Here is a 22,261-nt window from a genome sequence, read left to right as displayed (position 1 = left end):
TCTCAGTGGCCTCCCTCGGAGGTGAGCAGCTGCAACAGCGGTGCGGCGGGCAGGGCTTCGTCGCCCTCCCAGGTACGGGCGAGCGCGCTCACGGCGCCCAGGTCGCCGAGCAGGATGCCGCCGACGAGCCGGTCGCCGCGGACGACGACCTTGCGGTGGACGCCGCGCGTGGCGTCGGTGAGCCGGACGACGTCGTCGCCGCCGCGCGGCACGGGCTCGCCGAAGGCGGCCAGGTCCAGCGCGCGGCCGGCCGTGTCGTGTGCGGGCCCGAGCGCGGGGAGCGTGAGGCGGGTCAGGGCCCGGGTGCCCGCGTAGCGGGGGAGCCGGCCCTCCGGGTCCCGTGCGCCGGTCAGCACCCCGGCCAGGACGTCGGCCTGGTCGTGGGCCGCCCCGGCGAGCCCGTAGACCGTGCCGGCGTGCTCGGCGCAGTCGCCGATCGCGTGGACGTACGGGTCGGAGCTGCGCAGCCGGTCGTCGACGACCACGCCCCGCGCGACCTCCAGGCCGGCCGCGCGGGCCAGGCCGGTCCGGGGACGGACGCCGCAGGCGAGCACGACGGCCTCGCAGTCCAGGCGGTAGCCGTCCGCCAACTCCACCGCCTCGACCCGCCGGCGGCCTGGGCCGCCGCCGTCGCGCCGGGTGCTCAGGCCGCGTGCCCGGCACGCGGTGTGCACCTCGACGCCGAGGTCCGCCAGGTGCCGCCGGAGCAGCGCGGACGCCTCCGGGTCGAGCTGGCGCTCCATGAGGTCCTCGCCCTGGTGGGCGAGGACGACCTGCATACCGCGTTCCGCGAGGGCGCGAGCGGCGGAGACGCCCAGCAGCCCGCCCCCGATCACCACGCAGCGGGTACCCGGCCGGGAGGCGGCCCGCCGCAGCGCCAGGCAGTCGTCCATCGTCCGGAAGGCGTGCACGCCGTCGGGGAGTTCACGCCCAGCGGGCGGACCGCCGCCCGGCGCGGACGGGCGGTCGTCGAACAGGCCGCGCAGCGGCGGCAGCACCGGATTGGACCCGGTGGCCACCACCAGCACGTCGTACGGCACGTCCCGCCCGTCGTCGCACCGCACCCGCCGCGCGGCGCGGTCGATGCCCGTCACCCGCACCCCGGGCCGCCGCCGCGCCGGAGTGCGCTCCGGCAGCGCGATCACCTCGGGCGCGTACCGTCCGGCGAGGACGTCGGCGAGGAGTACCCGGTTGTACGCGGGATGCTGCTCCTCACCGAGCACGGTCAGGTCGACACCGACCGCATCCGGGCCGCCCGGCAGCCCGGTGCGGGCGGTGCCGAGGCGCAAGGCCAGGCGGGCGGCGGCCATGCCGCCGCCGACCACCACCACCCGCTGCTTCTCCGAAGTCATGCACAGCAGCCTGGGCCGGCGGCGTTACCCCACGGGATCACCGCTGTTTCCCCCGCGCAACGCCGTCCTCAGCCCGCCCCCGCCGTCGCTGTGAGCCCCGCCCTCCCCGGCCCCTGCCCCGGACCGCCCCCACCGGCCGCACGGTCCGGCATGCTGGGGGCATGTACAGCGAGCGCGGCTCCCGGCTCGGCGGCGGCACCGTCGTCTGGAGCCGCACGGTCCCCGGGACGGCGACCACCGGGCTGGTGCTGCCGGACGGCTGCATGGACCTGATCTGGAACGACGGCCTGCTCGTCGCCGGCCCCGACACCACCGGCCACGCCACGCGGGAGACGCCCGGCACCCGCTGGACCGGCGTCCGCTTCGCCCCCGGCACCGGCCCCGCCGTGTTCGGCGTGCCCGCGCACGAACTGCGCGACCGGCGGGTGCCGCTGGACGCCCTGTGGCCGGAGCGCGAGGTGCGGCTGTTCGCCGAACGCGTCGCCGCCGCGCCGGACCCGGGCGCGGTGCTCGAGACCGCGGCTTGGCGCAGTGAGCGGCCCGACCCGCTGTGCGCACCGCTGGTCGCGGCGCTGCGGCGGGGCCTCGGCGTCGCGGCGGCGGCCGACGCGGCCGGGCTCAGCGAACGGCAGCTCCGCCGCCGGTCGCTGGACGCCTTCGGCTACGGCCCGAAGACCCTGGCGCGGGTGCTGCGGATGCGGCGCGCGCTGCGGCTCGCCGAGGCCGGTACCCCCTTCGCCGAGGTGGCGGCCACGGCGGGCTACGCCGACCAGGCCCACCTCGCCCGCGAGGTGCGGGCGTTGACCGGGTGGACGCTCAGCCGCCTGCTGGCGCGTCGCTGAGCGGCGCGAACAGGTCCACGGTGTTGCCGTCCGGGTCCTCCACCACGGCGTACCGCTGACCCCAGAACGCGTCCCACGGCTCCTTGTGCCCCGCATGCCCGGCGGCCGTCAGCTCGGCATAGACCTCGTCCACGCCGGCCGGGCCGTCGCACAGGAACGCCAGCGAGATGCGCCCGTTCACCTCCGCCCGGGTCGGCCGGGACCAGCCGGGGTCGAAGGAGGCCACGGTGTCGTCGGAGTCCCAGGCCATGCGCAGCCCGCCCGGCAGGACCGCCTCCACATGGGGCTCGGTGTCCGCGCCGGCCGGGATGTCCAGGCCGAGGCGCCGGTAGAAGGCGAGCGAGGCGGCCATGTCCGCCGTGACGATGCCGATGAGGTCGAATCGAGGTGCCATACCGGGAACGTACGGCCACCGCCCGCCCCGGGTCTTGAACGAAACGGCCACCTCCCCGCCATAGGGGCTCCCCGTTACCGTGGGGGCATGGCCGAGATCGTTCCGGAGACCCTGACCGTGCTCACGACCGTGGACGGAGCCGCGAAGGCGGAGAGCCTCGCGCGCGGTGCCGTCGAGCGGCGGGTGGCCGCCTGCGCGCAGATCAGCGCGCCGGTCACCTCCGTCTACCGGTGGGAGGGCACGGTGCAGACCGACCCGGAGTGGCAGGTGCTCTTCAAGACGGCCGCCGCCCGCTACGGCGCCCTCGAGGCGTACATCCGGGAGGTGCACGACTACGACGTGCCGGAGATCATCGCCACGCCGGTGGTGCGCGGCGGCGCCGACTACCTGCGCTGGGTCGTCGAGGAGTGCACCGACCCGGAGGCGACCGCCGAGGTCTGACCGGCCGTCCGCTCCGGCCGGCTCGGGGCGGATGTGACGAATCGCTGACGGCGCGCCGCCCGGGAGCGCCACCACCCGCCCGTACGGCTCGCGGGGCCGTACGGTGAGGCCATGCGCGTACTGGTCACCGGCGGCGCCGGATTCATCGGCTCGCACGTCGTCACGGCACTGGAGAAGGCCGGTCACGAACCGGTCGTCCTCGACATCGCGGCCGACCCCGCCTCCGGCGCGGTGCGCGGAGACGTCCGCGACCGGGAGGCGCTGGCCGCCGCCCTCGCGGGCGTCGACGCGGTCAGCCACCAGGCCGCGATGGTGGGGCTCGGCAAGGGCTTCACCGACGCCGCGTCCTACGTCGGGGTCAACGACCTGGGCACCGCGGTGCTGCTGGAGGAGATGGCCGGCGCCGGTGTCCGCACGCTGGTGCTCGCCGGGTCGATGGTGGTCTACGGGGAGGGCCGGTACGTCTGCACCGCGCACGGCGTGGTGCGGCCGGGCCCGCGCTCCGTGGAGGACCTGGACCAGGGCCGGTTCGAACCGCCGTGCCCGCACTGCGGTGAGCCGCTGCGGCCCGGCGCGGTGACCGAGGACGCCCCCGTCGACCCGCGGAACGTCTACGCCACGACGAAGCTGGCCCAGGAGCACCTGGCCGCCGTCTGGGCCCGCGCGTCGGGCGGCGGTGCGATCAGTCTCCGCTACCACAATGTCTACGGCGACGGCATGCCGCGCGACACCCCGTACGCGGGCGTCGCCTCCTTCTTCCGCTCCTCGCTGGAACGCGGAGAGGCGCCGCAGGTGTACGAGGACGGTGGTCAGCGGCGGGACTTCGTCCACGTCACGGACATCGCCGCGGCCAACGTCACCGCGCTGGAGGCGCTCGCCGCCGGCCAGGCGCCGCCGGGCGGGCTGCGGGCCTACAACACCGGCAGCGGACACCCGCACACCGTCGGGGAGATGGCCGCCGCGCTCGCCGGAGCGTTCGGCGGCCCGGAACCGGCCGTCACCGGCGAGTACCGGCTGGGCGACGTCCGGCACATCACGGCCTCCTCGGACCGGCTCCGCGACGAACTGGGCTGGCGGGCCCAGGTGGGGTTCGCCGCGGGCATGAAGGCGTTCGCCGCGGCCCCGCTGCGCCCGGCCGGCTGACGGGCCGCGTTCACTCCGCGCCGGCGTCCCGGTCCTCCCGCGGCCAGGACGCCAGCAGCATGCGCGCCACGTACAGCAGCGCCGACGCCGCGAACAGACCCGCCGTCAGCAGCAGCCAGCGTCCCCGGAACACGTCCGGGTCGAGGGTGCTGTAGCGCCGGTAGTTGTCCGACAGGCCGAGGATCAGCGGGTACCACACCAGCAGCAGCACACCGGAGACGAACGCCGGCACCCGCACGTGGTTGACGACCGGGGACGGCGGGGCGCCGGGCCGACGGCGGACCAGCACCCCTTGCAGCGCCCGGTCCGCCACGCCGTAGAGCGGCAGCAGGACCATGTCGTGCAGCAGCGCCGCGCCGACGAACCAGATCAGGATGCCGACCACCGGCCCGCCCTCCAGCAGGCGCAGCCCCGCGTAGGCGGTGACCGCGAACGACGCGAGCATCAGCAGCGTGCGCAGGGGCGCGGCGGCGCTCCGGGCTCCGGTCATGCCGAACCCTCCTGGTTCCGGAAGGTGAGCCGGGTGACCCACTTGGTGTTGTGCACGCCCGGGTTGTTGGGGACGATCACCCGCGCCGGGAAGCCGTGGTCGAGGGACAGGTCGGCGCCGTTCACTCGCAGCGCCAGCAGCGAGCGGGTGTCGCGCACCTGGTTCTCGCGCAGCAACGCCGCCCGGAACGAGCCGCTGAGCTGCAACGACTCCACGAACACCCCGGGCGCCGGGCCCTCGCCGACCCTGGCGGCCAGGTCGGCCAGCCGGACGCCCGTCCACTCCTGGTCGCCGGTCGACCAGCCTTCGACGCAGGCGATGGGCAGCAGCGCGGTGTGCTGCGGCAGTTCCAGCAGCGCCGCCCGGTCCAGCACCTCCCTCCGGCCGCCCGGACCGCGCACCGTCAGCCGCCAGTCCGGGCCGATGTCGGCGGTGCGGATGCCCCGGGAGCGCGCGGTCTTGTTGACCTGGAACCCGTTCGGTCCCGGGCCGGGGTCCTGGCCGCGCGGCGCCAGCAGCGCCACGTCCCGCAGCGGCCCGCCGGTGGACTGGCCGACGGTCACCACGACCATGGTCAGGGAGCCCAGCCCGACCATCCCCAGCGCGCCCCGGCGGGAGAGCGTCGGTGCGGCGGGGGCGGTGGGGACGAGCCCGGTCTCGTCCGGCGGCTCGGGCTCGGTGCGGCGGGTCGGCGTGCGCAGTTCCTCCCGCAGACTCCGGCCGCGCAACGCACGGCGCACCCGTCCCACCCGCAGCGCGACGTGCACGGTCAGCGCGGCGAGGAACACCCACGCGCCGTAGAAGTGCAGCGGATAGAACGAGCCGGGGAAGACGTACTCGAGCTGGACGTTGAGCACGCCCGTCGCGAACTCGAACAGGGTGCTGCCGACCAGCAGCAGCAGCGAGACGCGCTCCAGTGCGTGGTTGACGGAACGCACCGGCGGCCAGGTGAAGAGGCGTGGGATGACCGACCACAGCTTCGCCAGCAGGACGGGCACGAGCGCCAGACCCACCGTCACGTGCAGGCCCTGGGTGAGCCGGTAGAGCCAGTACGGGCTGGTGGGCCAGGAGAAGAGGTAGAAGCCCAGCAGGCCCTTCCCGGGCGTGCGGTCGTTCGGCGCGCCGAGCCCCGGGTTGTAGGCGGCGTACGACAGCAGACCGGTCACGGTCACGACGAGCAGGCCGCCGAGCAGCACCAGGCCCAGGACGGAGGTCAGCCACGGGCCGCGCAGCGGGCTGCGCCAGAAGCCGGGCCGGAACGGTCCGGGCGGTGGGGCGGCGAGGCGGGCGAGCGGCGGGGTGAGGCGGGTCAGGCGCGCGAGCGGCGAAGCGGCGGGTTCGGCGGGTTCGGGCGCGGGGGGCTTCCCGGTGGCCGGGCCGGGGGCAGCGGCAGGCACCTCCGCGCCCGGTTCCGGTTCTGGTGCCGGCTGGGGTTCGGGTGCCGGCTCCGGCTCGGGTTCCGGCTGGGGTTCCGGTGCGGGTTCGGGCTCCGGTTCCGGTTCCGGTCCGGTCTCCATGCCTCCATCCGGGCGGCCTTCCGGAGTCGGGCTCTCCGGGACCGTGCCGTCCTGCTCCGGCGTGCGTCCGGGCTCACCGTCGGCTGTGGACTCCGTCCCGCCGCCCGGCGCGGACGGCCGGGAGTCGGCCTCCGGCTCGTGCGCGGGCTCCCGTTCGGGACGTTCGTCCCGTTCGCCGTCGTCGTGGTCCATGCTCGGGATCTCTCCTCGGAGGCCGGTGCGGAGCGCCTGCATCCGACGCTAGGCCACGCAGACGCGCCCTCCGGGGAGGTCGCCCATGACGAAACGGTGACGTCACGGGCCCGCGGCCAGGGGCCGCAGCATCTCTGACATTCCGATGACACCCGCACGGCGGAGCCCTGACGCACACCCCGGTCCGCCTACGGTGAACCGGATGAGCGGAACGCAGCGGGAGGCCACGCCTCCGGAGGAACAGGACGGCGACGCACGCCGCGGGCGACACTCCGCCGGGACGGCCCGCGACCTCGTCGTGGCCGCGCTCGCGGTGCTGCTCTTCGCCGTCGCCGCCGTCGTCGGACATCACCTGCACGTCACCTACGACGTCCTGCACCTCGGCTGGCCGCCGCTGTACGCCCAGTGGGAGCCCCACATCGGGCCCGGCACCCCTGCCGCCCTGGCCGTCGCGGCGCTCGTCGTCCTCCAGGGCCCGGCGCTCGCCCGGAGACTGGCCTGGCGTCCCCTGGTCTGGGCGGCCTGGGGCGGGTCGATGGCGTGGTGCTGGGCGCTGGCGCTGGTCGACGGCTGGGACCGGGGCGTCGCGCGCAGGCTCACCACCGGCTACGAGTACCTCCAGGAGGTCGACCGGGTCGACGACATCGGCCTCACCCTGCGCGTCTTCACCGACCACATCCTGCTCGGCGCGCCCGACAACTGGGTTCCGCACGTGGCGGGGCACCCGCCGGGTGCCCTGCTGACGTACGTGCTGCTGGACCGGATCGGTCTCGGCGGCGGTCCCTGGGCGGCCGTCTTCACCGTCACCGTCGCCTCCTCCGCCGCCGCTGCGGTGCTGGTCGCGGTGCGGGCGCTGTGCGGCCCGGACACCGCCCGCGCCGTCGCCCCGTTCGCGGTGCTCTCGCCGGCGGCGGTGTGGTTCGCGGTCTCCGCCGACGGCTACTTCGCGGCCGTCGCCGCCTGGGCGCTGGCCCTGCTCGCCCTCGCCGCGACCCGCACCGCTCGGTGGCCGAAGGCGGCCGCCGTCGGGTCGGGCCTGCTGTTCGGGCTGCTGTGCTACCTCTCCTACGGCCTGGTGCTGTTCGGGCTGATCGCCCTGGCCGTGCTGCTCGCGGCCCGCACCTGGCGGCCGGTGCCGCTGGTGCTGCTCGGCATGCTGCCCTGGTTCGCCGCGTTCACGGCGGCCGGCTTCTGGTGGTTCGACGGCTATTTCACCCTTGTCGAGCGCTACTACCAGGGCACGGCCCGCATCCGCCCGTACGGCTACTTCGTGTGGGGCAATCTTGCCGCGAACGTGGTGACGGTCGGCCTGGCGGCCGTGGCCGGGCTGCGCCGGGCCGCCCCCGAACTCCCGCGTGCGGTACGGGTGCTGCGCCGGTCGCCGCCGACCGGGCCGACGGCCCTGGCCGTGCTGGTGGCGGGAGCCCTCGCGGCCGTGCTGGTGGCCGACGTCTCCGGGATGAGCAAGGCGGAGACCGAACGCATCTGGCTGCCCTTCACCCTCTGGCTGACCGCGGCCGCCGCCCTGCTTCCCCTGCCTGCGCACCGGTGGTGGCTCGCCGCCCAGGCCGCCGTCGCGCTGGCCGTCAACCACCTGCTCTTCACCGGCTGGTGACCTGCCCGGGCCGCCGGGCGCGGCCGCCCGGCGGTCGCGCCAGAGATCGCGCGCCCGGGCAGGTCAGGTGCGGCGCAGCGCCAGGAAGGGGCGCCCCTGCGCGGACCACTCCTCGACGACCGACCAGCCCGCGAACTCCGCGTGGCGGCGCAGCGCGGCCGTTCCGAGCCGCGCCCAGTGAAACGTTTCGCTGCGGCCCCCGCCACCGTCGTCCAGGCACACCTCCACCCGTTCCTCGATGTCCGCCCGCGCGGCCTCGGCGAGGAGCAGACCTCCCGGCGTCAGCAGGGCGCGGACGCGGTCGAGGAGAACGGCCGGGTCCCCGCCGATACCGATGTTGCCGTCCATCAGCAGCACGCTGCCCCACCGTCCCTCGCCGGGCAGCGGATCGAAGACGGACCGCAGCAGAGCCGTACCGCCGAGCCCGCGGGCGCGGGCCACCGCGAACGGGGCCGTGTCGATGCCGAGCACCGGCCGCCCGCTGCGCGCCAGAGCCGTGACCATCCGGCCCGGTCCGCAGCCCACGTCGAGCACCGGGCCCGTGCAGCGCCCCAGGACGGCGAGATCGGCCGCGTCCGCCCGGGCGCACCACCGCTCCACGTCCAGCGGCAGCAGCCAGCCGTCCGGCCGCCGCAGGTACAGCGGCCCGCGGCCGGCGCGCAGCGCCTCGGCATACGGGTCGGCGCACCAGGCCGGCACGGGTGCGGGGCCGGACGTGACACGCGCACGTGCCGGGGAGCCGGTCATCGCGCGGACACCTCCCGCTGCGCGGCGGCGAACGCCGCGGCGAACCGGCCCCGTGCGCACGCCGCCGCGATCTGCGCCGCGTCCTCGGCGGTGTCCACGTCGCGCAGCACCGGCAGATCCCGCACCGTCAGCCCGGCGCGCAGCAGGCGGTTGCGCTGCTCGGCTCCGGTCCGCGCGGTCGACATCGGCACGCCGCGCACCAGTTCCGGGTCCGGCTCGGCCAGGCCCAGCGCCCAGAACCCTCCGTCAGCGGCCGGACCGAACCAGGCGTCACAGTCGTCCCAGCCGTCCGGCGTCAGCACCGGCGCCAGGAGCCCCGGGCGCAGTTGCGGGGTGTCCATCCCGACCAGCAGCGCCGGGCCGTCGCAGCCCGCGAACGCCGCGGCGATCCGTTCGTCGAGACCGCCGTCGGCCTGGGGCACGACCTCGAAACCGGCGTCCCGGGGAAGCCACGCGCCCGGCTGCCCGGACAGCACCAGCACCCGTCGGCGGACGGGAAGAGCCGCGGCCGTCTCCAGGGTGTCGTGCAGCGCCGCCTCCGCGAGCCGGGCGGCCTGCTCCGGGGAGTAGGGCGGCGTGAGCCGCGTCTTCACCCGGCCCGGCACCGGCTCCTTCGCGATCACCAGCAGCGTCGTCGGGCCCGTACCCGTGCCCCCCGCCGTCATCGGAGCACCGCCCGCATGTCCTGCACCGCGTGCCAGGTGCCGCGCCAGGTGCCGGTGACCTTCGACTCCCCGGTGCGAGGCCGGTACGCCACCTCCGTCTCGTGGATGCGCCAGCCCGCGTCGGCGGCGCGCACCACCATCTCCAGGGGATAGCCGCTGCGCCGGTCGGTGATCCCCAGCTCGAGCAGCCGGCTCCGCCGCGCGACCCTCAACGGCCCCAGGTCGCGCAGCCGCAGGCCGGTACGGCGCCGCACCATGCCGGCCAGGGCCCGGTTGCCGGCCCGGGCGTGCAGCGGCCAGGAGCCCCACGAGGTCGGCCGCCGCCGCGCGAGGACCAGGTCGGCCGTACCGTCCAGGACGCGGGCGGCGACGCCGGGCAGCGCGCCGGGGTCGAGGGAGGCGTCGCAGTCGCAGAAGGCCACCAGGTCCGCTTCCGCGGCCTCCAGCCCGGCGTGGCAGGCGGCGCCGAAACCCCGCCGCGGCTCGTGCACCACCCGGGTGCCGTGCGCCCGGGCGACGTCCGCCGAACCGTCCGTCGAACCGTTGTCGACGACCAGCGCCCGCCAGCCGTCCGGGATGCGGGCGAGGACCCACGGCAGCGCCTCCGCCTCGTTGAGGCAGGGCAGCACGACGTCCCCGGTCAGGGGCTGAGGAGATGTCACCGAATCGCTCATCACCGTTCACCCTAGGTACGCGGAGGCGCCGAAGAGGTCATCCGGCTCCTTACGGAATACGGACGTCCGCCGCACGGCGGACGCAACCGCTCCGCGGAACGCACGCCCGCTGCGAGACTCGAGGCATGCAGCAGCCCACGAACCCCCGGCGCGTCCTCGTCGTCGACGACGACCCCACCGTCACGGAGGTGGTCAGCCGGTACCTGGAGCGCGCCGGCTTCACCGTCGACACCGCCGCCGACGGGAACGACGCGCTGGTCCGCGCCGAGGCGAGCCCCCCGGACCTCGTGGTGCTCGACCTGATGCTGCCCGGCCGGGACGGCCTGGAGGTGTGCCGCCTGCTGCGCGCCCGCGGCCCGCTGCCGGTGGTGATGCTCACCGCCCGCGGCGACGAGGAGGAACGCATCCTCGGCCTGGAGGTGGGCGCCGACGACTACGTGACCAAGCCGTTCAGCCCCCGGGAACTGGTGCTCCGGGTGGAGTCCGTGCTGCGCCGCGCCGCCGCCGCGCCCTACGGAGGGCCGGGGCTGAGCGGCGGCGGCGTCACACTCGACCCGGCCGCGCGGACGGTGCACGACGCCCGCGGCCCCGTTTCCCTCACCCTCCGCGAGTTCGACCTGCTGGCCCATTTCCTGCGTCACCCCGGGCGGGTCTTCGGGCGGGAGGAGCTGATGTCGGCGGTGTGGGGCTGGGACTACGGAGACCTGTCCACGGTGACGGTGCACGTGCGGCGGCTGCGCCACAAGATCGAGGCCGATCCGGCCCGGCCGCGTCTCATCACCACCGTGTGGGGCATCGGCTACCGCTTCGACGGCGCCCCCGGCGACGAGGGGGACGAGGGGGGCGAGGGGGGCGAGGGGGGCGAGAGCGCCCCCGACGACGGCGACGTCCCGGAGAGGGCGGCCCGCCATGCGTGACCTGCTGCTCATCGCCTGCTACGCGGCCGCCGGCTCCGCCGTCGCCGGCGTCCTCGGCGCGGTCGCGCTGCGCGCCGTACGCCGCCGCTCCGTCGCCCTCTCGCTCGCCGTTCCCGCCGTCGTCGCGGTCGGCGCGATGCTCGCCGGCACCCTCTCGGTGGCCTGGGCGATGTTCCTCTCCTCGCACGACCTGGCCGTGATCACCATGGTGTGCGCGGTGGCCGCCGCCACCTCCACGGCGACCGCGCTGCTCCTCGGCCGCAGGGTGAGCCGCGCCCACCGGCGGCTCGAGGACGCCGCGGGGGCCCTCGGCGACGGGCGGGGTTTCCAGGCCCCGGACGCACCCATGCCCGCGGAACTCGCCTCGCTGGCCCGCCGCCTGACGGACACCAGCGCCCGGCTGACGGCCTCGCGGGAGCGGGAGGCCGCGCTGGAGGCCTCCCGCCGGGAACTGGTCGCGTGGATCTCGCACGATCTCCGTTCCCCGCTCGCCGGCCTGCGCGCCATGGCCGAAGCCCTCGAGGACGGCATGACCGACGAGCCCGCCCGCTACCACCGCCGGATGCGCACCGAGGTCGAACGCCTGACGGAGATGGTGAACGACCTGTTCGAGCTCTCCCGGATCCAGGCCGGCTCCCTGGCCCCCTCGCTCGCCCGGATATCCGCCTACGACCTGGTCGGCGACGCGATCGCCGGCGCCCACCCGCTGGCCGCCGGCCGCGGCGTCCGGCTCACCGGCGACGGCGTGCAGCCCCTGCCGCTGCGGGCGGACGGCAACCAGATGTCCCGCGTGCTGGCCAACCTGCTGGTCAACGCCATCCACCGGACACCGGCGGACGGCACCGTCGCGGTCTCCGCCCGCGAGGTCGGCGACACCGCGGTGCTCGCCGTCACCGACGGCTGCGGCGGCATCCCCGCGGACGAACTGCACCGGGTCTTCGACACCGGCTGGCGCGGCGAGCACGCCCGCACGCCACCGGCCGGTGCCGGACTGGGGCTGGCCATCGTCCGGGGCATCGTCGAGGCCCACGCAGGCCGGGTCTCGGTCCGCAACATCCCCGGCGGCTGCCGTTTCGAGGTCACTCTTCCGCTGGCTCGCCGGACCGTTCCACGCGCACCGCGCACACCTTGAACTCCGGCATCCGCGACACCGGGTCCAGCGCCGGGTTGGTGACCGTGTTGGCCCGCCCCAGGCCGGGCCAGTGGAACGGCATGAACACCGTGTCCGGCCGGATGTCCGGGGTGACCCGCGCGGGTGCGACGGCGCGGCCGCGGCGGGAGACCACGGCGACCGGGTCGCCGTCCGCCGCGCCGAGCCGTGCCGCCAGGCGGGGGTGCAGTTCCACGAACGGGCCCGGCGCGGCGGCGTTCAGCTCTCCGACCCGCCGGGTCTGCGCGCCGGACTGGTACTGGGCCAGGACGCGGCCCGTGGTCAGGTGGAGCGGGTACGCGGCGTCCGGTTCCTCCGCCGACGGGCGGTGCTCCGCAGCGGCGAACCGGGCCCGGCCGTCCGGCGTGGCGAAGCGGTCGAGGAACAGCCGTGGGGTGCCGCGCCCCTGGGGGCCGGACGCGCCCTCCGGCTGCTGCGGGCAGGGCCAGAACACGCCCGCGTCCTCGCTCCCGTCCTCAGCCTCGGCCAGCCGTCGGTAGGAGATGCCCGAGTAGTCCGCCGGCCCGCCCGCCGAGGCGCGCCGCAGCTCCTCGAAGACCTCCTCCGCGTCGGCCGGGAACCCCTTCTCCCAGCCCAGCCGCGCGGCCAGCCCGTTCAGCACCGCCAGGTCCGAGCACACCCCCGGCGGCGGGTCCACCGCGCGGCGGCGCAGCAGCACCCGGCCCTCCAGGCTGGTCGTGGTGCCCGTCTCCTCCGCCCACTGCGTCACCGGCAGCACCACGTCCGCCAGCCGCGCGGTCTCCGACAGCACGACATCGGCGACGGCCAGGAAGTCCAGCGACCGTACGCGTTCCTCGACATGGGCGGCGCGCGGCGCGGACACGACCGGGTTGGAACCCATCAGCAGCAGCGCCCGCACGTCCCCGCCCAGCGCGTCCAGCAGCTCGTAGGCGCTGCGGCCGGGCCCCGGCAGCGACTCGGGCGGCACCCCCCAGACCCCGGCGACGTGCGCACGGGCGGACGGGTCGTCGAGCTTGCGGTACCCCGGCAGCTGGTCGGCCTTCTGGCCGTGCTCCCGGCCGCCCTGGCCGTTGCCCTGGCCCGTGAGCGCGCCGTATCCGGACAGCGGGCGACCCGCCCGGCCCGTCGCCAGGCACAGGTTGATCCACGCGCCGACCGTGTCCGTCCCCTTGGACTGCTGCTCCGGGCCGCGCGCCGTCAGCACCATCGACGCCTCCGCGTCGCAGAACAGCTCCACGGCCCGGCGGATCCGGGGCAGCGGCACGCCGGTGACGCGCTCCACCAGTTCCGGCCAGTGCGCCATCGCCGCCGCGCGGGCCTCCGCCCAGCCGGCCGTCCGGGCGTCCACGAACGCCTGGTCGACGCGCCCCCCGGCGACCACCAGGTGCAGCATGCCCAGCGCGAGCGCGAGGTCCGTGCCGGGGCGCGGCGCCAGGTGCAGGTCCGCGAGCTCGGCCGTGCGGGTGCGGCGCGGATCCACGACGATCAACGTGCCGCCGTTGTCGCGGAGTTCGGTGAAGTAGCGCAGGGCCGGCGGCATGGTCTCCGCGGGGTTGGCGCCGACCAGGATCACGCAGCCGGTGCGCGGCACGTCCGCCAGCGGGAACGGCAGCCCGCGGTCCAGGCCGAACGCGTAGCTGCTCGCGGCGGCGGCGGACGACATGCAGAACCGGCCGTTGTAGTCGATCTGCGAGGTGCCCAGCACGACCCGGGCGAACTTCCCCAGCGCGTAGGCCTTCTCGTTGGTGAGCCCGCCACCGCCGAAGACGCCCACGGCGTCCGGGCCGTGCGCGGCCCGGACCCGCGACAGCCCGCGCGCGACGCGGTCCAGGGCCTCGTTCCAGGACGCCGTCTCCAGCGGCCCGCCGCGGCGACGGCGCACCAGCGGCCCGGTGAGCCGTGCACCGCGCGCCAGCACCTCGGGGGCCGTGCGGCCCTTCCCGCACAGCGCACCCCTGTTCACCGGGAAGTCCGGACGCTCCACCACCTCGACGGGCGCGCCCGCCCCGTCGGGAACCGGCGGTCCGGTGCGCCGCAGCCCCATTCCGCACTGGAGGGCGCAGTAGGGGCAGTGGGTGGGGGTCGTCGTCGGCATACGGCCAGCGTGCCCCCGCGCTGTTACGCGCGTCCCGCCTGCGGCGTTACGCCTCCGGCACGACGGCCTCACGCCGCCCGCCGCCGCCCCGTGAGTCCCGCCCCGTGAGTCCCGGCCCTGAACCCCCCTCGTGGCCGCCGACGGCGCACGGCCTCCCCGGCAGCCGCACGGCGGACGTCGCCGTGAGGTGTGCGCAACGCGGGGGCAACGAGAGGACGGCACCCTCGGGGGATGGCAGACGACCGTTCCACCCTGGTCGCCGTGGCACACGGCTCCCGCGACCCCGCGGCCCTCCGCACCGTCACCGCGCTGCTCGACCGCGTACGGGCACAGCGGCCGGGCCTGCGCGTCGAACTCGGGCACGTCGAACTGAACGCGCCGCTGCTGCCGGCGACCCTCGGCGCGCTCCCGTACGGCGGCCGGGCCGTGCTGGTGCCGCTGCTCCTCGCCCGCGGCCACCACGTCAACCACGACCTCCCGGCCGCCGCCGCGGAAGCCACGCACCTGGCCACGGCGGTCGCCGCCCCGCTCGGCCCCCATCCGCTGCTCGCCGAGGCGCTCGCCGACCGGCTGCGGGAGGCGGGCTGGCGTCCCGGCCCCCGCCGGGCCGTGGTGCTCGCCGCCGCCGGCTCCCGCGACCCGGACGCGGCCGTCGACACCGCGCGCACCGCCGGGCTGCTCAGCCACCGCCTCGGCGGAACACCCGTCGTACCCGCCGCCGCGCCCGCCGTCGAGGAGGCCGTGGCCGGCCTGCGCGCGGACGGGTACCGGCACCTCGCGCTGGCCTCCTGCTTCACCGCGCCGGGCCTCTTCGCCGCGCGGTGCGCCGCGGCGGCGCACCGCGCGGGCGGCGCCGCCCGCTGCGTGGCCGCAGCGCCGCTGGGCGCGCACCCCGCGCTGGCCCGCCTGGTGCTGCGGCGGTACGACGAGGCGGTGCGTGCCCGGGAGACGTCCGGCCAGGAGGCGTCCGTGCGCGCCGCCCGCGCGCCCGTTCCGCGTACGGCTCCGCACCCGCACCCCCTCGCGGCCTGAGCGAAGCGTGCCCCCACCGGCCGCGGGCCCCCCGCAGCACGTACGGTCGGCGCATGGACGGCACCCACGTCACCGACCCCCGCGCGGGTGACGGCAACCAGCCCGGCGGCCCCTACCGCCCCTGCGACACCGAGCGCTGGGCCCCGGAACCCGACAAGCGCCCCGGCCGTACCGCCTTCCAGCGCGACCGGGGCCGGGTGCTGCATTCGGCGGCGCTGCGCCGGCTGGCGGGCAAGACGCAGGTGGTGCCGGCGGTCCCGGCCGCGGTGTGGGGCGGGGGGCCGGACGACGCCTCCGCCGTGGGGGCGTCCGGCGGGGTGTGGGACGCCAGCCCGCGCACCCGGCTCACGCACTCCCTGGAGTGCGCGCAGGTCGGTCGCGAACTCGGCGCCGCGCTCGGCTGCGACCCCGACCTGGTCGAGGTCGCCTGCCTGGCGCACGACCTGGGGCATCCGCCGTTCGGCCACAACGGTGAAAGCGTCCTGAGCGGCATCGCCGAACCCTGCGGCGGCTTCGAGGGCAACGCCCAGTCGCTGCGGCTGCTGGCGCGGCTGGAGCCCAAGCGCTTCGTGGCCCGCGACGACGCGGAGGGCGGCCAGATCAGCGTCGGCCTGAACCTCACCCGCGCCGCGCTGGACGCCGCCACGAAGTACCCGTGGCCCCGCGGCGCCCACCCCGAGAACCCCGCCTCGGCGAAGTTCGGCGTGTACGAGGACGACCTGCCCGTGTTCGCCTGGTTCCGGGAGGGCGCACCCGACCGGCGCCGCTGCTTCGAGGCGCAGGTCATGGACTGGGCCGACGACGTCGCCTACTCCGTGCACGACGTCGAGGACGGTCTGCACGCCGGTCACGTCGACCCCAACCTCCTCCTCGCCGAGCCGGAACGCCGGGACGTCTTCGCCCTCGGCGCCCGCCGCTACGCCCCGGGCGCCGACGCCGAGGAGCTGGCGGAGGCGCTCGACCGGCTGCTGGACCAGGAGTGGTGGCCGCACGGCTACGACGGCACAGCCCTCGCGCAGGCCCGACTCAAGGACGCCACCAGTCAGCTCATCGGACGGTTCTGCCTCGCTGCCGAAGGCGCCACCCGCAACCGCTACGGCTCCGGACGGCTCACCCGGTACGCGGCGGAGCTGGTCGTGCCCCGCGAAGCGCGTCTCGAATGCGCCGTCCTCAAGGCCGTCGCCGACCGCTACGTCATGCAGCGCGAGGACCAGGAGCGCCTCCGCGCCGACCAGCGCGTCGTGCTCGGCGAACTCGCCGACGCGCTGCTCGCCCGCGCGCCCGAGGGCATGGACCCGCAGTACCGGTCGCTGTACTCCGAGGCCCCGGACGACGCCGCCCGGCTGCGCGTGGTCGTCGACCAGATCGCCGCGCTCACCGACACCTCCGCCCGTTCGCTGCACGCCCGCCTCACCGCCGGACGAGGTCTACGGGCGTAGTGTGCCCCGGGTCCTCACCCGGTCGCCCCGCCGCCTTCCCGCACGGAGACTGATACGGGACGCTCGGTGGAGGATTCCCTGCGAAAACGGGGAATCCTGTGCGGGGAGCAGTTCCCGCCCAGGGGACGCACAGGCCGGGGGGATCGTCTCAGCGAGGAGGCATCACGTGGTCGACGCACATCAGACCTTCGTCATCATCGGCGGTGGCCTGGCCGGCGCGAAAGCGGCGGAAACCCTGAGAGACGAGGGTTTCACCGGACGCGTCATCCTGATCGGCGACGAACGCGACCACCCCTACGAACGGCCCCCGCTGTCCAAGGGCTACCTCACCGGCGACGCCGAACGCGACAGCGTCTTCGTGCACGCCCCCTCCTGGTACGCCGGGGCCGAGGTGGAACTGCACCTCGGCCAGCCCGCCGTCCGCATCGACCCCGAGACCCGGGCCGTCACCCTCGGCGACGGCGCCCGGGTCCACTACGACCGCCTGCTCCTCGCCACCGGCGCCGAGCCGCGCCGCCTCGAGGTGCCCGGCACCGACCTGGCGGGCGTCCACCACCTGCGCCGCCTGGCGCACGCGGAACGCCTGCGGGGCGTCCTCGCCGCGCGCGGCAGGGAGAACGGCCACCTCGTCATCGCCGGCGCCGGATGGATCGGCCTGGAGGTCGCGGCCGCGGCCCGCGGCTACGGCATGGAGGTCACGGTCATCGAGCCCGAACCGACGCCGCTGCACACCGTGCTCGGCCCCCAGATGGGTTCCTTCTTCACCGACCTGCACCGCGACCACGGCGTCCGCTTCCACTTCGGGGCCCGGCTGACGCGGATCGTCGGGCAGGACGGCATGGTGCAGGCCGTGGAGACCGACGACGGGGAGGAACACCCCGCGCACGAGGTGCTCGCCGCCATCGGTGCCGCCCCCCGCGTCGGCCTCGCCCGCGCCGCCGGGCTGGACCTCGCGGAGCGGCCCGTCGGAGGCGTCGCCGTCGACGCCTCGCTGCGCACCTCCGACCCGCACATCTACGCCGCGGGCGACGTCGCCGCCGAGCAGCACCCGCTGCTCGGCTCCCGGCTCCGCGTCGAGCACTGGGCCAACGCCCTCAACTCCGGCCCGGCCGCCGCCCGCGCCATGCTCGGGCAGGAGGTGACGTACGACCGGGTGCCGTACTTCTTCTCCGACCAGTACGACCTCGGCATGGAGTACTCGGGCTGGGCGCCGTCCGGCGCCTTCGACGAGGTGCTTGTCCGCGGTGACCTCGGCAAACGGGAATTCATCGCCTTCTGGCTGCGCGAGGGCCGGGTGCTCGCGGGGATGAACGCCAACGTGTGGGACGTCACCGGGCCGATCCAGCGGCTCATCCGTTCCGGCCGGCCCGTCGACCGCCAGGCCCTCGCCGATCCCGGCACGCCGCTGGAGTCGCTGGCCCCCGAGGAGACCGGGGAGGGATGAGCGGCGGGCGGTCCGCCGGGATCACACCCCTGGGGCCGGGGGCGCCGCCGTCCTCCGAACGGGTGGCGCGGCCGCCGTAGGGTGACGTCCATGGCGATCCGTACCGCAGTCGTGCCCGTGTCGGAGATCTTCCCGCTGCGCTGGGAGGTGCTGCGGCCCGGGCTGCCGCGCGAGTCGGCGGTCTTCGCCGAGGACGGCCTGGACGGCGCCTTCCACGTCGCCGCGTACGACGGCGAGGGCGCCGACGTCCTCGGCTGCGGCAGCTTCTACCCGGAGCCGTACCCCGGCGCCCCGGGCGAGGAGCGCGAGCGCGGAGCCGGCCCTGCCGCGTACCGCATCCGCGGCATGGCCAGCGCCCCGGCCGCCCGCGGCCGGGGCTACGGCACCGCCGTCCTCCGCGCGGGCGAGGACGCGGCCGCAGCCCGCGGCGCCCGGCTGATGTGGTGCAACGGCCGCACCGAGGCCCGCGGCTTCTACGAGCGGCACGGCTACGAGGCGGCCGGCGAGGAGTTCGTCATCGAGGGCGTCGGACCGCACCACGTCTTCGTCCGCACGCTCCCGTGACCCGCCTCCCGCACGGCACCGCCGGCGGCGCGCCGTAGACTCTCCCCGTGGCCGGAAGGATCAACGACGACGACGTGAAGGCGGTACGGAACGCGGTTCCGATCGACGCCGTCGTCTCCGAGTATCTCCAGCTCCGCAACGCCGGCGGCGGCCAGCTCAAGGGCCTCTGCCCGTTCCACGACGAGAAGTCCCCCTCCTTCCACGTCAGCCCGAGCAAGGGCTTCTACCACTGCTTCGGCTGCCAGGAGGGCGGGGACACCCTCGACTTCGTGATGAAGGTCGACCACCTGTCCTTCTCCGAGGCCGTGGAACGGCTCGCCGCGCAGGCCGGCATCACCCTCCGCTACGAGGAGGGCGGCTACGGCCGCGGCAGCCAGGCGGGCGAGCGCACCCGGCTCGCCGAGGCCCACCGCGCGGCCGCCGCCTACTACCGCGAGCAACTCGACGGGCCGGAGGCCGAGATCGGCCGGCGCTTCCTCGACGAACGCGGCTTCGACAAGGACGCCGCCGACCGGTTCGGCCTCGGCTACGCCCCGGCCGGCTGGGACCACCTGGTGCGCCACCTGCGCGGCAAGGGCTTCTCCGACAAGGAGATGACCCTCGCCGGTCTCGCCCAGGACAGTCGCTCGGGCCGCCCCATCGACCGCTTCCGTGGCCGGCTGCTGTGGCCCATTCGTGACATCACCGGCGAGGTCGTCGGTTTCGGCGCGCGCAGACTCCGCGACGACGACAACGGGCCCAAGTACCTCAACACCCCCGAAACGGCGCTGTACCGCAAGTCGCAGGTGCTGTACGGCATCGACCTGGCGAAGCGCGAGATCGGCAAGGCGGGTCGCGCCGTCGTCGTCGAGGGCTACACCGACGTGATGGCCTGCCACCTCGCCGGGGTCACCAACGCCATCGCCACCTGCGGCACCGCCTTCGGCGGCGACCACGTCAAGATCCTGCGGCGGGTGTTGATGGACAACTCCCGTTCCGAGGTGGTCTTCACCTTCGACGGAGACGCCGCCGGGCAGAAGGCCGCGCTGCGCGCCTTCGAGGACGATCAGAAGTTCGCCGCCCGCACCTCGATCGCCATCACCCCCGGCGGCATGGACCCCTGCGAACTCCGGCTCGCCGAGGGCGACCCGGCGGTGCAGACCCTCGTCGAGAGCCGCACGCCGCTCTTCGAGTTCGCCCTCCGTTCCGCCGTCACCGCGCACAACCTGGACACCGCGGAGGGGCGTTCGGCGGCGCTGGAGGAGGCCGCGCCGATCGTCGCCCGGATCAAGGACGCCGCCATCCAGCACGAGTACGCCGTGCGGCTGGCCGGACTGCTGGGCATCCTCGACACGCAGTTCGTGGTGCGACGGGTGGGGCAGCTCGCGAAGTGGGCGCGGGAGCGGTCCGCCGCGCGGCCCGGCGGCGACCACCGTCCGCGGCAGCCGGAGCACGGCGCGCCCCCGGGGGAGCCGCCCGCACGGCCGCGGGCCGCAGGCCCGGCCCTGAACCTGCGCAGCCCCGCCCACCGGGTCGAACGCGAGCTGCTCAAGCTCGCGCTGCAGCGGCCCGAGCTGGTCGCCCCCGCGTTCGACGCGTACGGCGCCGACGAGTTCACCGCGCCGCCGTACGCGGTGGTGCGGAAGGCCGTCGAGGCGGCAGGCGGAGTCGGCGGCGCCGACGGCGAGTTCGTCGCCCGTGTACGGGACGCCGCCCCCGACGACACGGTGCGCAGCCTGGTCACCGAGCTCGCGGTGGAACCGTTGCGCGCCGCGCGCGGCCGGGAGCCGGACGAGATCTACGCGGGGATGCAGCTGGTCGCCGTACGGCTGGCCGCCGTGCACGCGCGGATCGCCGAACTCGAAGGCTCCGCGCGGCGTCTGGAGGCCCAGCGCGACCACGAGTCGGCGGCGCCGGTGCGCGAACAGCTCTGGGTGCTCCAGCAGTACGCCCGCGCCCTCCGCGACCGGGGCGCCGACGCGCTCTGACGCCTCACCGGGCCCGTCGCCGTCGCGCGGTCCGCCGGCATGTCGGGGCGTGCCCCGGCGGGTTGTCAAGGGTGCCAAGGTTACCGACGGGCAAAGAAAGACGGCGCACGAGTCTCGTGGACCAGGTGTGTCGTGGCGCACACTGGCAAGCGGTGCCTGAGTCATCGGAGCGCGGCGGTGCTGGCCGGGAGGGGCCATTCTCCTTCGCGGTCCGCACATCTTCTGCCGGGACGGCACGCGGCGCGGCCGCGGTCGTTCCCGTCTCGTATGCCGTCCCGGAACCGGCAGCGATCACTTGGAGGTCGCCCCCGTGCAGACCCAGACCCTGACCAGTGCGGCGCAGGCCGCCGCACCGACCACCCCCACCACGCGTCTGGCCCCACCCCGCGGTGCGCGGCACGCACCCGCCCGCTTCGCACCGGGCGCCGGTGCCGGTACCGGCCCGACCGGCGACCTCTTCCGGCAGTACCTGCGTGAGATAGGGCGGATACCGCTGCTGTCCGCCGCGGAGGAGGTGGAACTCGCCCGCCGCGTCGAGGCGGGCCTGTTCGCGGAGGAGAGACTCGCGGCCGCGACCGGCCTCGACGAACGCCTCGCACTCGACCTGGACCGCCTCGTGGTGCTCGGCCGGATGGCCAAGCGCAGTCTCATCGAGGCCAACCTCCGCCTCGTGGTGTCCGTCGCAAAGCGCTACGTCGGCCGCGGCCTGACCATGCTGGACCTGGTGCAGGAGGGGAACCTGGGCCTGATCCGCGCGGTGGAGAAGTTCGACTACGCGCGCGGCTTCAAGTTCTCCACCTACGCGACCTGGTGGATCCGCCAGGCCATGTCACGGGCCCTCGCCGACCAGGCCCGCACGATCCGGGTGCCGGTCCACGTCGTCGAACTGATCAACCGCGTGATCCGCGTCCAGCGCCGCATGCTCCAGGAGCGCGGCTACGAGCCGACCCCCGAGGAGGTCGCCGCACACCTGGGCCTCACGGCCGAAAGGGTCGTCGAGGTGCTGCGACTGGCGCAGGAACCGGTGTCGCTGCACGCGCCGGTCGGGGAGGAGGAGGACGTCCACCTCGGCGACCTCATCGAGGACGGCGACGCACCGTCGCCCGTCGAGTCGGCCGCGTTCCTGCTGCTCCGGCAGCACCTGGAGGCGGTGCTCTCCACCCTCGGCGAACGCGAGCGCAGGGTGGTGCAGTTGCGGTACGGCCTGATCGACGGCCGTCCGCGCACGCTGGAGGAGATCGGCCGCCTCTTCGGCGTGACGCGGGAACGCATCCGGCAGATCGAGTCCAAGACGCTGGGCAAGCTCCGCGACCACGCCTTCGCCGACCAGCTCCGGGGCTACCTGGACTGACCGGCACCTGCGTCCCCTCGGGCGCGACGCCTAGGGCCTGTCCGGCGATCTTCTCGGGCCCGCGACGACGGCTACGGCACCTCTCCCCCGTGGCCCTTCGGGCACGGGGGTGCCCCCACCGTTGTCGCATCGCGCGAGTACGACGAGTACGAGCGGCGATCCTCCGCCTTGCGATGCGTCCCCACGGTCCTGGCGGACCTGGGGAGACCCCATGCATCCGACGCCGCGGGCCGACCCTCAAAGATCCG

General features: G+C 75.6%; 20 protein-coding genes. 12 read left to right on the top strand and 8 right to left on the bottom strand.

Annotated elements, in window-relative coordinates; genetic code table 11:
- Positions 1–2 precede the first annotated feature (2 nt).
- Positions 3–1,352 (bottom strand): NAD(P)/FAD-dependent oxidoreductase, encoded by a 1,350-nt coding sequence (locus RM572_RS01230; RefSeq protein ID WP_311671388.1) that lies wholly within the window; start codon positions 1,350–1,352, stop codon positions 3–5.
- Positions 1,353–1,513: 161 nt separating this feature from the next.
- Here RM572_RS01230 and RM572_RS01225 point away from each other — a divergent pair, with 161 nt between their 5' ends.
- Positions 1,514–2,194 (top strand): helix-turn-helix domain-containing protein, encoded by a 681-nt coding sequence (locus RM572_RS01225; RefSeq protein WP_311671387.1) that lies wholly within the window; start codon positions 1,514–1,516, stop codon positions 2,192–2,194.
- On the opposite strand, the gene RM572_RS01220 is transcribed toward RM572_RS01225, so the two are convergent.
- Entirely contained in the window at positions 2,169–2,588 is a 420-nt protein-coding gene (locus RM572_RS01220; RefSeq protein ID WP_311671386.1) for a VOC family protein, read from the bottom strand. The genes RM572_RS01225 and RM572_RS01220 overlap by 26 nt on opposite strands.
- Before the next feature lie 87 nt (positions 2,589–2,675).
- Here RM572_RS01220 and cutA point away from each other — a divergent pair, with 87 nt between their 5' ends.
- Complete coding sequence (gene cutA / locus RM572_RS01215) at positions 2,676–3,029, top strand: divalent-cation tolerance protein CutA (protein WP_311671385.1); 354 nt, start codon at positions 2,676–2,678, stop codon at positions 3,027–3,029.
- A 111-nt stretch (positions 3,030–3,140) separates the two neighbouring features.
- The gene (locus tag RM572_RS01210; protein ID WP_311671384.1) at positions 3,141–4,172 is read left to right on the top strand and encodes an NAD-dependent epimerase/dehydratase family protein; all 1,032 of its coding nucleotides are present in this window, start codon (positions 3,141–3,143) and stop codon (positions 4,170–4,172) included.
- A gap of 10 nt (positions 4,173–4,182) precedes the next feature.
- Here RM572_RS01210 and RM572_RS01205 read toward each other — a convergent pair whose 3' ends face one another.
- Together RM572_RS01205 and RM572_RS01200 are read right to left on the bottom strand one after the other, a co-directional pair.
- Positions 4,183–4,662 (bottom strand): hypothetical protein, encoded by a 480-nt coding sequence (locus RM572_RS01205; protein WP_311671383.1) that lies wholly within the window; start codon positions 4,660–4,662, stop codon positions 4,183–4,185.
- A complete protein-coding gene (locus RM572_RS01200) occupies positions 4,659–5,975 on the bottom strand; it encodes a molybdopterin-dependent oxidoreductase (protein WP_311671807.1) in 1,317 nt (438 codons plus the stop codon). Before RM572_RS01200 ends, RM572_RS01205 begins: the two co-directional genes overlap by 4 nt.
- A gap of 598 nt (positions 5,976–6,573) precedes the next feature.
- Here RM572_RS01200 and RM572_RS01195 point away from each other — a divergent pair.
- Positions 6,574–7,986, top strand: coding sequence for a hypothetical protein (locus tag RM572_RS01195; protein WP_311671382.1), 1,413 nt, complete (start codon positions 6,574–6,576; stop codon positions 7,984–7,986).
- Between the two features lie 63 nt (positions 7,987–8,049).
- Here the strand turns inward: RM572_RS01195 and RM572_RS01190 are convergent, their stop codons facing one another.
- The 3 genes from RM572_RS01190 to RM572_RS01180 are packed head-to-tail and all read right to left on the bottom strand — an operon-like array spanning position 8,050 to position 10,072.
- On the bottom strand, positions 8,050–8,733 hold the full coding sequence (locus RM572_RS01190; RefSeq protein WP_311671381.1) for a class I SAM-dependent methyltransferase: 684 nt from the start codon (positions 8,731–8,733) through the stop codon (positions 8,050–8,052).
- A complete protein-coding gene (locus RM572_RS01185; RefSeq protein WP_311671380.1) occupies positions 8,730–9,398 on the bottom strand; it encodes a TIGR04282 family arsenosugar biosynthesis glycosyltransferase in 669 nt (222 codons plus the stop codon). Before RM572_RS01185 ends, RM572_RS01190 begins: the two co-directional genes overlap by 4 nt.
- Positions 9,395–10,072 carry a glycosyltransferase family 2 protein gene (locus tag RM572_RS01180; RefSeq protein ID WP_311671379.1) on the bottom strand — a complete coding sequence of 226 codons (678 nt, stop codon included), beginning with the start codon at positions 10,070–10,072 and terminating at the stop codon, positions 9,395–9,397. Before RM572_RS01180 ends, RM572_RS01185 begins: the two co-directional genes overlap by 4 nt.
- Positions 10,073–10,197: 125 nt before the next feature.
- On the opposite strand from RM572_RS01180, the gene RM572_RS01175 reads away from it, so the two are divergent.
- Complete coding sequence (locus tag RM572_RS01175; protein ID WP_311671378.1) at positions 10,198–10,989, top strand: response regulator transcription factor; 792 nt, start codon at positions 10,198–10,200, stop codon at positions 10,987–10,989.
- Positions 10,982–12,121, top strand: coding sequence for a sensor histidine kinase (locus tag RM572_RS01170; protein WP_311671377.1), 1,140 nt, complete (start codon positions 10,982–10,984; stop codon positions 12,119–12,121). The genes RM572_RS01175 and RM572_RS01170 overlap by 8 nt, the downstream gene beginning before the upstream one ends.
- Here the strand turns inward: RM572_RS01170 and RM572_RS01165 are convergent.
- Complete coding sequence (locus RM572_RS01165) at positions 12,069–14,216, bottom strand: molybdopterin oxidoreductase family protein (protein ID WP_311671376.1); 2,148 nt, start codon at positions 14,214–14,216, stop codon at positions 12,069–12,071. The genes RM572_RS01170 and RM572_RS01165 overlap by 53 nt on opposite strands.
- A 231-nt stretch (positions 14,217–14,447) precedes the next feature.
- Here RM572_RS01165 and RM572_RS01160 point away from each other — a divergent pair, with 231 nt between their 5' ends.
- The 6 genes from RM572_RS01160 to RM572_RS01135 all read left to right on the top strand — a co-directional run bounded on the left by RM572_RS01160 (position 14,448) and on the right by RM572_RS01135 (position 22,013).
- Complete coding sequence (locus RM572_RS01160) at positions 14,448–15,248, top strand: sirohydrochlorin chelatase (protein ID WP_311671375.1); 801 nt, start codon at positions 14,448–14,450, stop codon at positions 15,246–15,248.
- A 53-nt stretch (positions 15,249–15,301) separates the two neighbouring features.
- Positions 15,302–16,687 (top strand): deoxyguanosinetriphosphate triphosphohydrolase, encoded by a 1,386-nt coding sequence (locus RM572_RS01155; RefSeq protein WP_311671374.1) that lies wholly within the window; start codon positions 15,302–15,304, stop codon positions 16,685–16,687.
- 166 nt (positions 16,688–16,853) lie between these two features.
- A complete protein-coding gene (locus RM572_RS01150) occupies positions 16,854–18,131 on the top strand; it encodes an NAD(P)/FAD-dependent oxidoreductase (protein WP_311671373.1) in 1,278 nt (425 codons plus the stop codon).
- 90 nt (positions 18,132–18,221) lie between these two features.
- Positions 18,222–18,695 carry a GNAT family N-acetyltransferase gene (locus RM572_RS01145; RefSeq protein ID WP_311671372.1) on the top strand — a complete coding sequence of 158 codons (474 nt, stop codon included), beginning with the start codon at positions 18,222–18,224 and terminating at the stop codon, positions 18,693–18,695.
- 47 nt (positions 18,696–18,742) lie between these two features.
- Complete coding sequence (gene dnaG, locus RM572_RS01140; protein ID WP_311671371.1) at positions 18,743–20,662, top strand: DNA primase; 1,920 nt, start codon at positions 18,743–18,745, stop codon at positions 20,660–20,662.
- A 217-nt stretch (positions 20,663–20,879) separates the two neighbouring features.
- Positions 20,880–22,013, top strand: coding sequence for an RNA polymerase sigma factor (locus RM572_RS01135; protein ID WP_394813507.1), 1,134 nt, complete (start codon positions 20,880–20,882; stop codon positions 22,011–22,013).
- Positions 22,014–22,261: the final 248 nt, after the last annotated feature.

Origin of the sequence: Streptomyces hazeniae (genome assembly GCF_031845485.1) — a bacterium.
GTDB lineage: Bacteria > Actinomycetota > Actinomycetes > Streptomycetales > Streptomycetaceae > Streptomyces > Streptomyces hazeniae.
This window is presented reverse-complemented; position numbering and strand designations above follow the sequence as displayed.

What these genes read in the sequence shown, in the direction of transcription:
- RM572_RS01225 (WP_311671387.1), top strand. Translation starts at nt 1,514, where the DNA reads ATGTACAGCGAGCGCGGCTCCCGGCTCGGCGGCGGCACCGTCGTCTGG.
- RM572_RS01230 (WP_311671388.1), bottom strand. Translation starts at nt 1,352, where the DNA reads ATGACTTCGGAGAAGCAGCGGGTGGTGGTGGTCGGCGGCGGCATGGCC.
- RM572_RS01180 (WP_311671379.1), bottom strand. Translation starts at nt 10,072, where the DNA reads ATGAGCGATTCGGTGACATCTCCTCAGCCCCTGACCGGGGACGTCGTG.
- RM572_RS01155 (WP_311671374.1), top strand. Translation starts at nt 15,302, where the DNA reads ATGGACGGCACCCACGTCACCGACCCCCGCGCGGGTGACGGCAACCAG.
- RM572_RS01195 (WP_311671382.1), top strand. Translation starts at nt 6,574, where the DNA reads ATGAGCGGAACGCAGCGGGAGGCCACGCCTCCGGAGGAACAGGACGGC.
- RM572_RS01145 (WP_311671372.1), top strand. Translation starts at nt 18,222, where the DNA reads ATGGCGATCCGTACCGCAGTCGTGCCCGTGTCGGAGATCTTCCCGCTG.
- RM572_RS01170 (WP_311671377.1), top strand. Translation starts at nt 10,982, where the DNA reads ATGCGTGACCTGCTGCTCATCGCCTGCTACGCGGCCGCCGGCTCCGCC.
- RM572_RS01205 (WP_311671383.1), bottom strand. Translation starts at nt 4,662, where the DNA reads ATGACCGGAGCCCGGAGCGCCGCCGCGCCCCTGCGCACGCTGCTGATG.
- RM572_RS01220 (WP_311671386.1), bottom strand. Translation starts at nt 2,588, where the DNA reads ATGGCACCTCGATTCGACCTCATCGGCATCGTCACGGCGGACATGGCC.
- RM572_RS01210 (WP_311671384.1), top strand. Translation starts at nt 3,141, where the DNA reads ATGCGCGTACTGGTCACCGGCGGCGCCGGATTCATCGGCTCGCACGTC.
- RM572_RS01190 (WP_311671381.1), bottom strand. Translation starts at nt 8,733, where the DNA reads ATGACCGGCTCCCCGGCACGTGCGCGTGTCACGTCCGGCCCCGCACCC.
- RM572_RS01175 (WP_311671378.1), top strand. Translation starts at nt 10,198, where the DNA reads ATGCAGCAGCCCACGAACCCCCGGCGCGTCCTCGTCGTCGACGACGAC.
- RM572_RS01160 (WP_311671375.1), top strand. Translation starts at nt 14,448, where the DNA reads ATGGCAGACGACCGTTCCACCCTGGTCGCCGTGGCACACGGCTCCCGC.
- RM572_RS01185 (WP_311671380.1), bottom strand. Translation starts at nt 9,398, where the DNA reads ATGACGGCGGGGGGCACGGGTACGGGCCCGACGACGCTGCTGGTGATC.
- cutA (WP_311671385.1), top strand. Translation starts at nt 2,676, where the DNA reads ATGGCCGAGATCGTTCCGGAGACCCTGACCGTGCTCACGACCGTGGAC.
- RM572_RS01165 (WP_311671376.1), bottom strand. Translation starts at nt 14,216, where the DNA reads ATGCCGACGACGACCCCCACCCACTGCCCCTACTGCGCCCTCCAGTGC.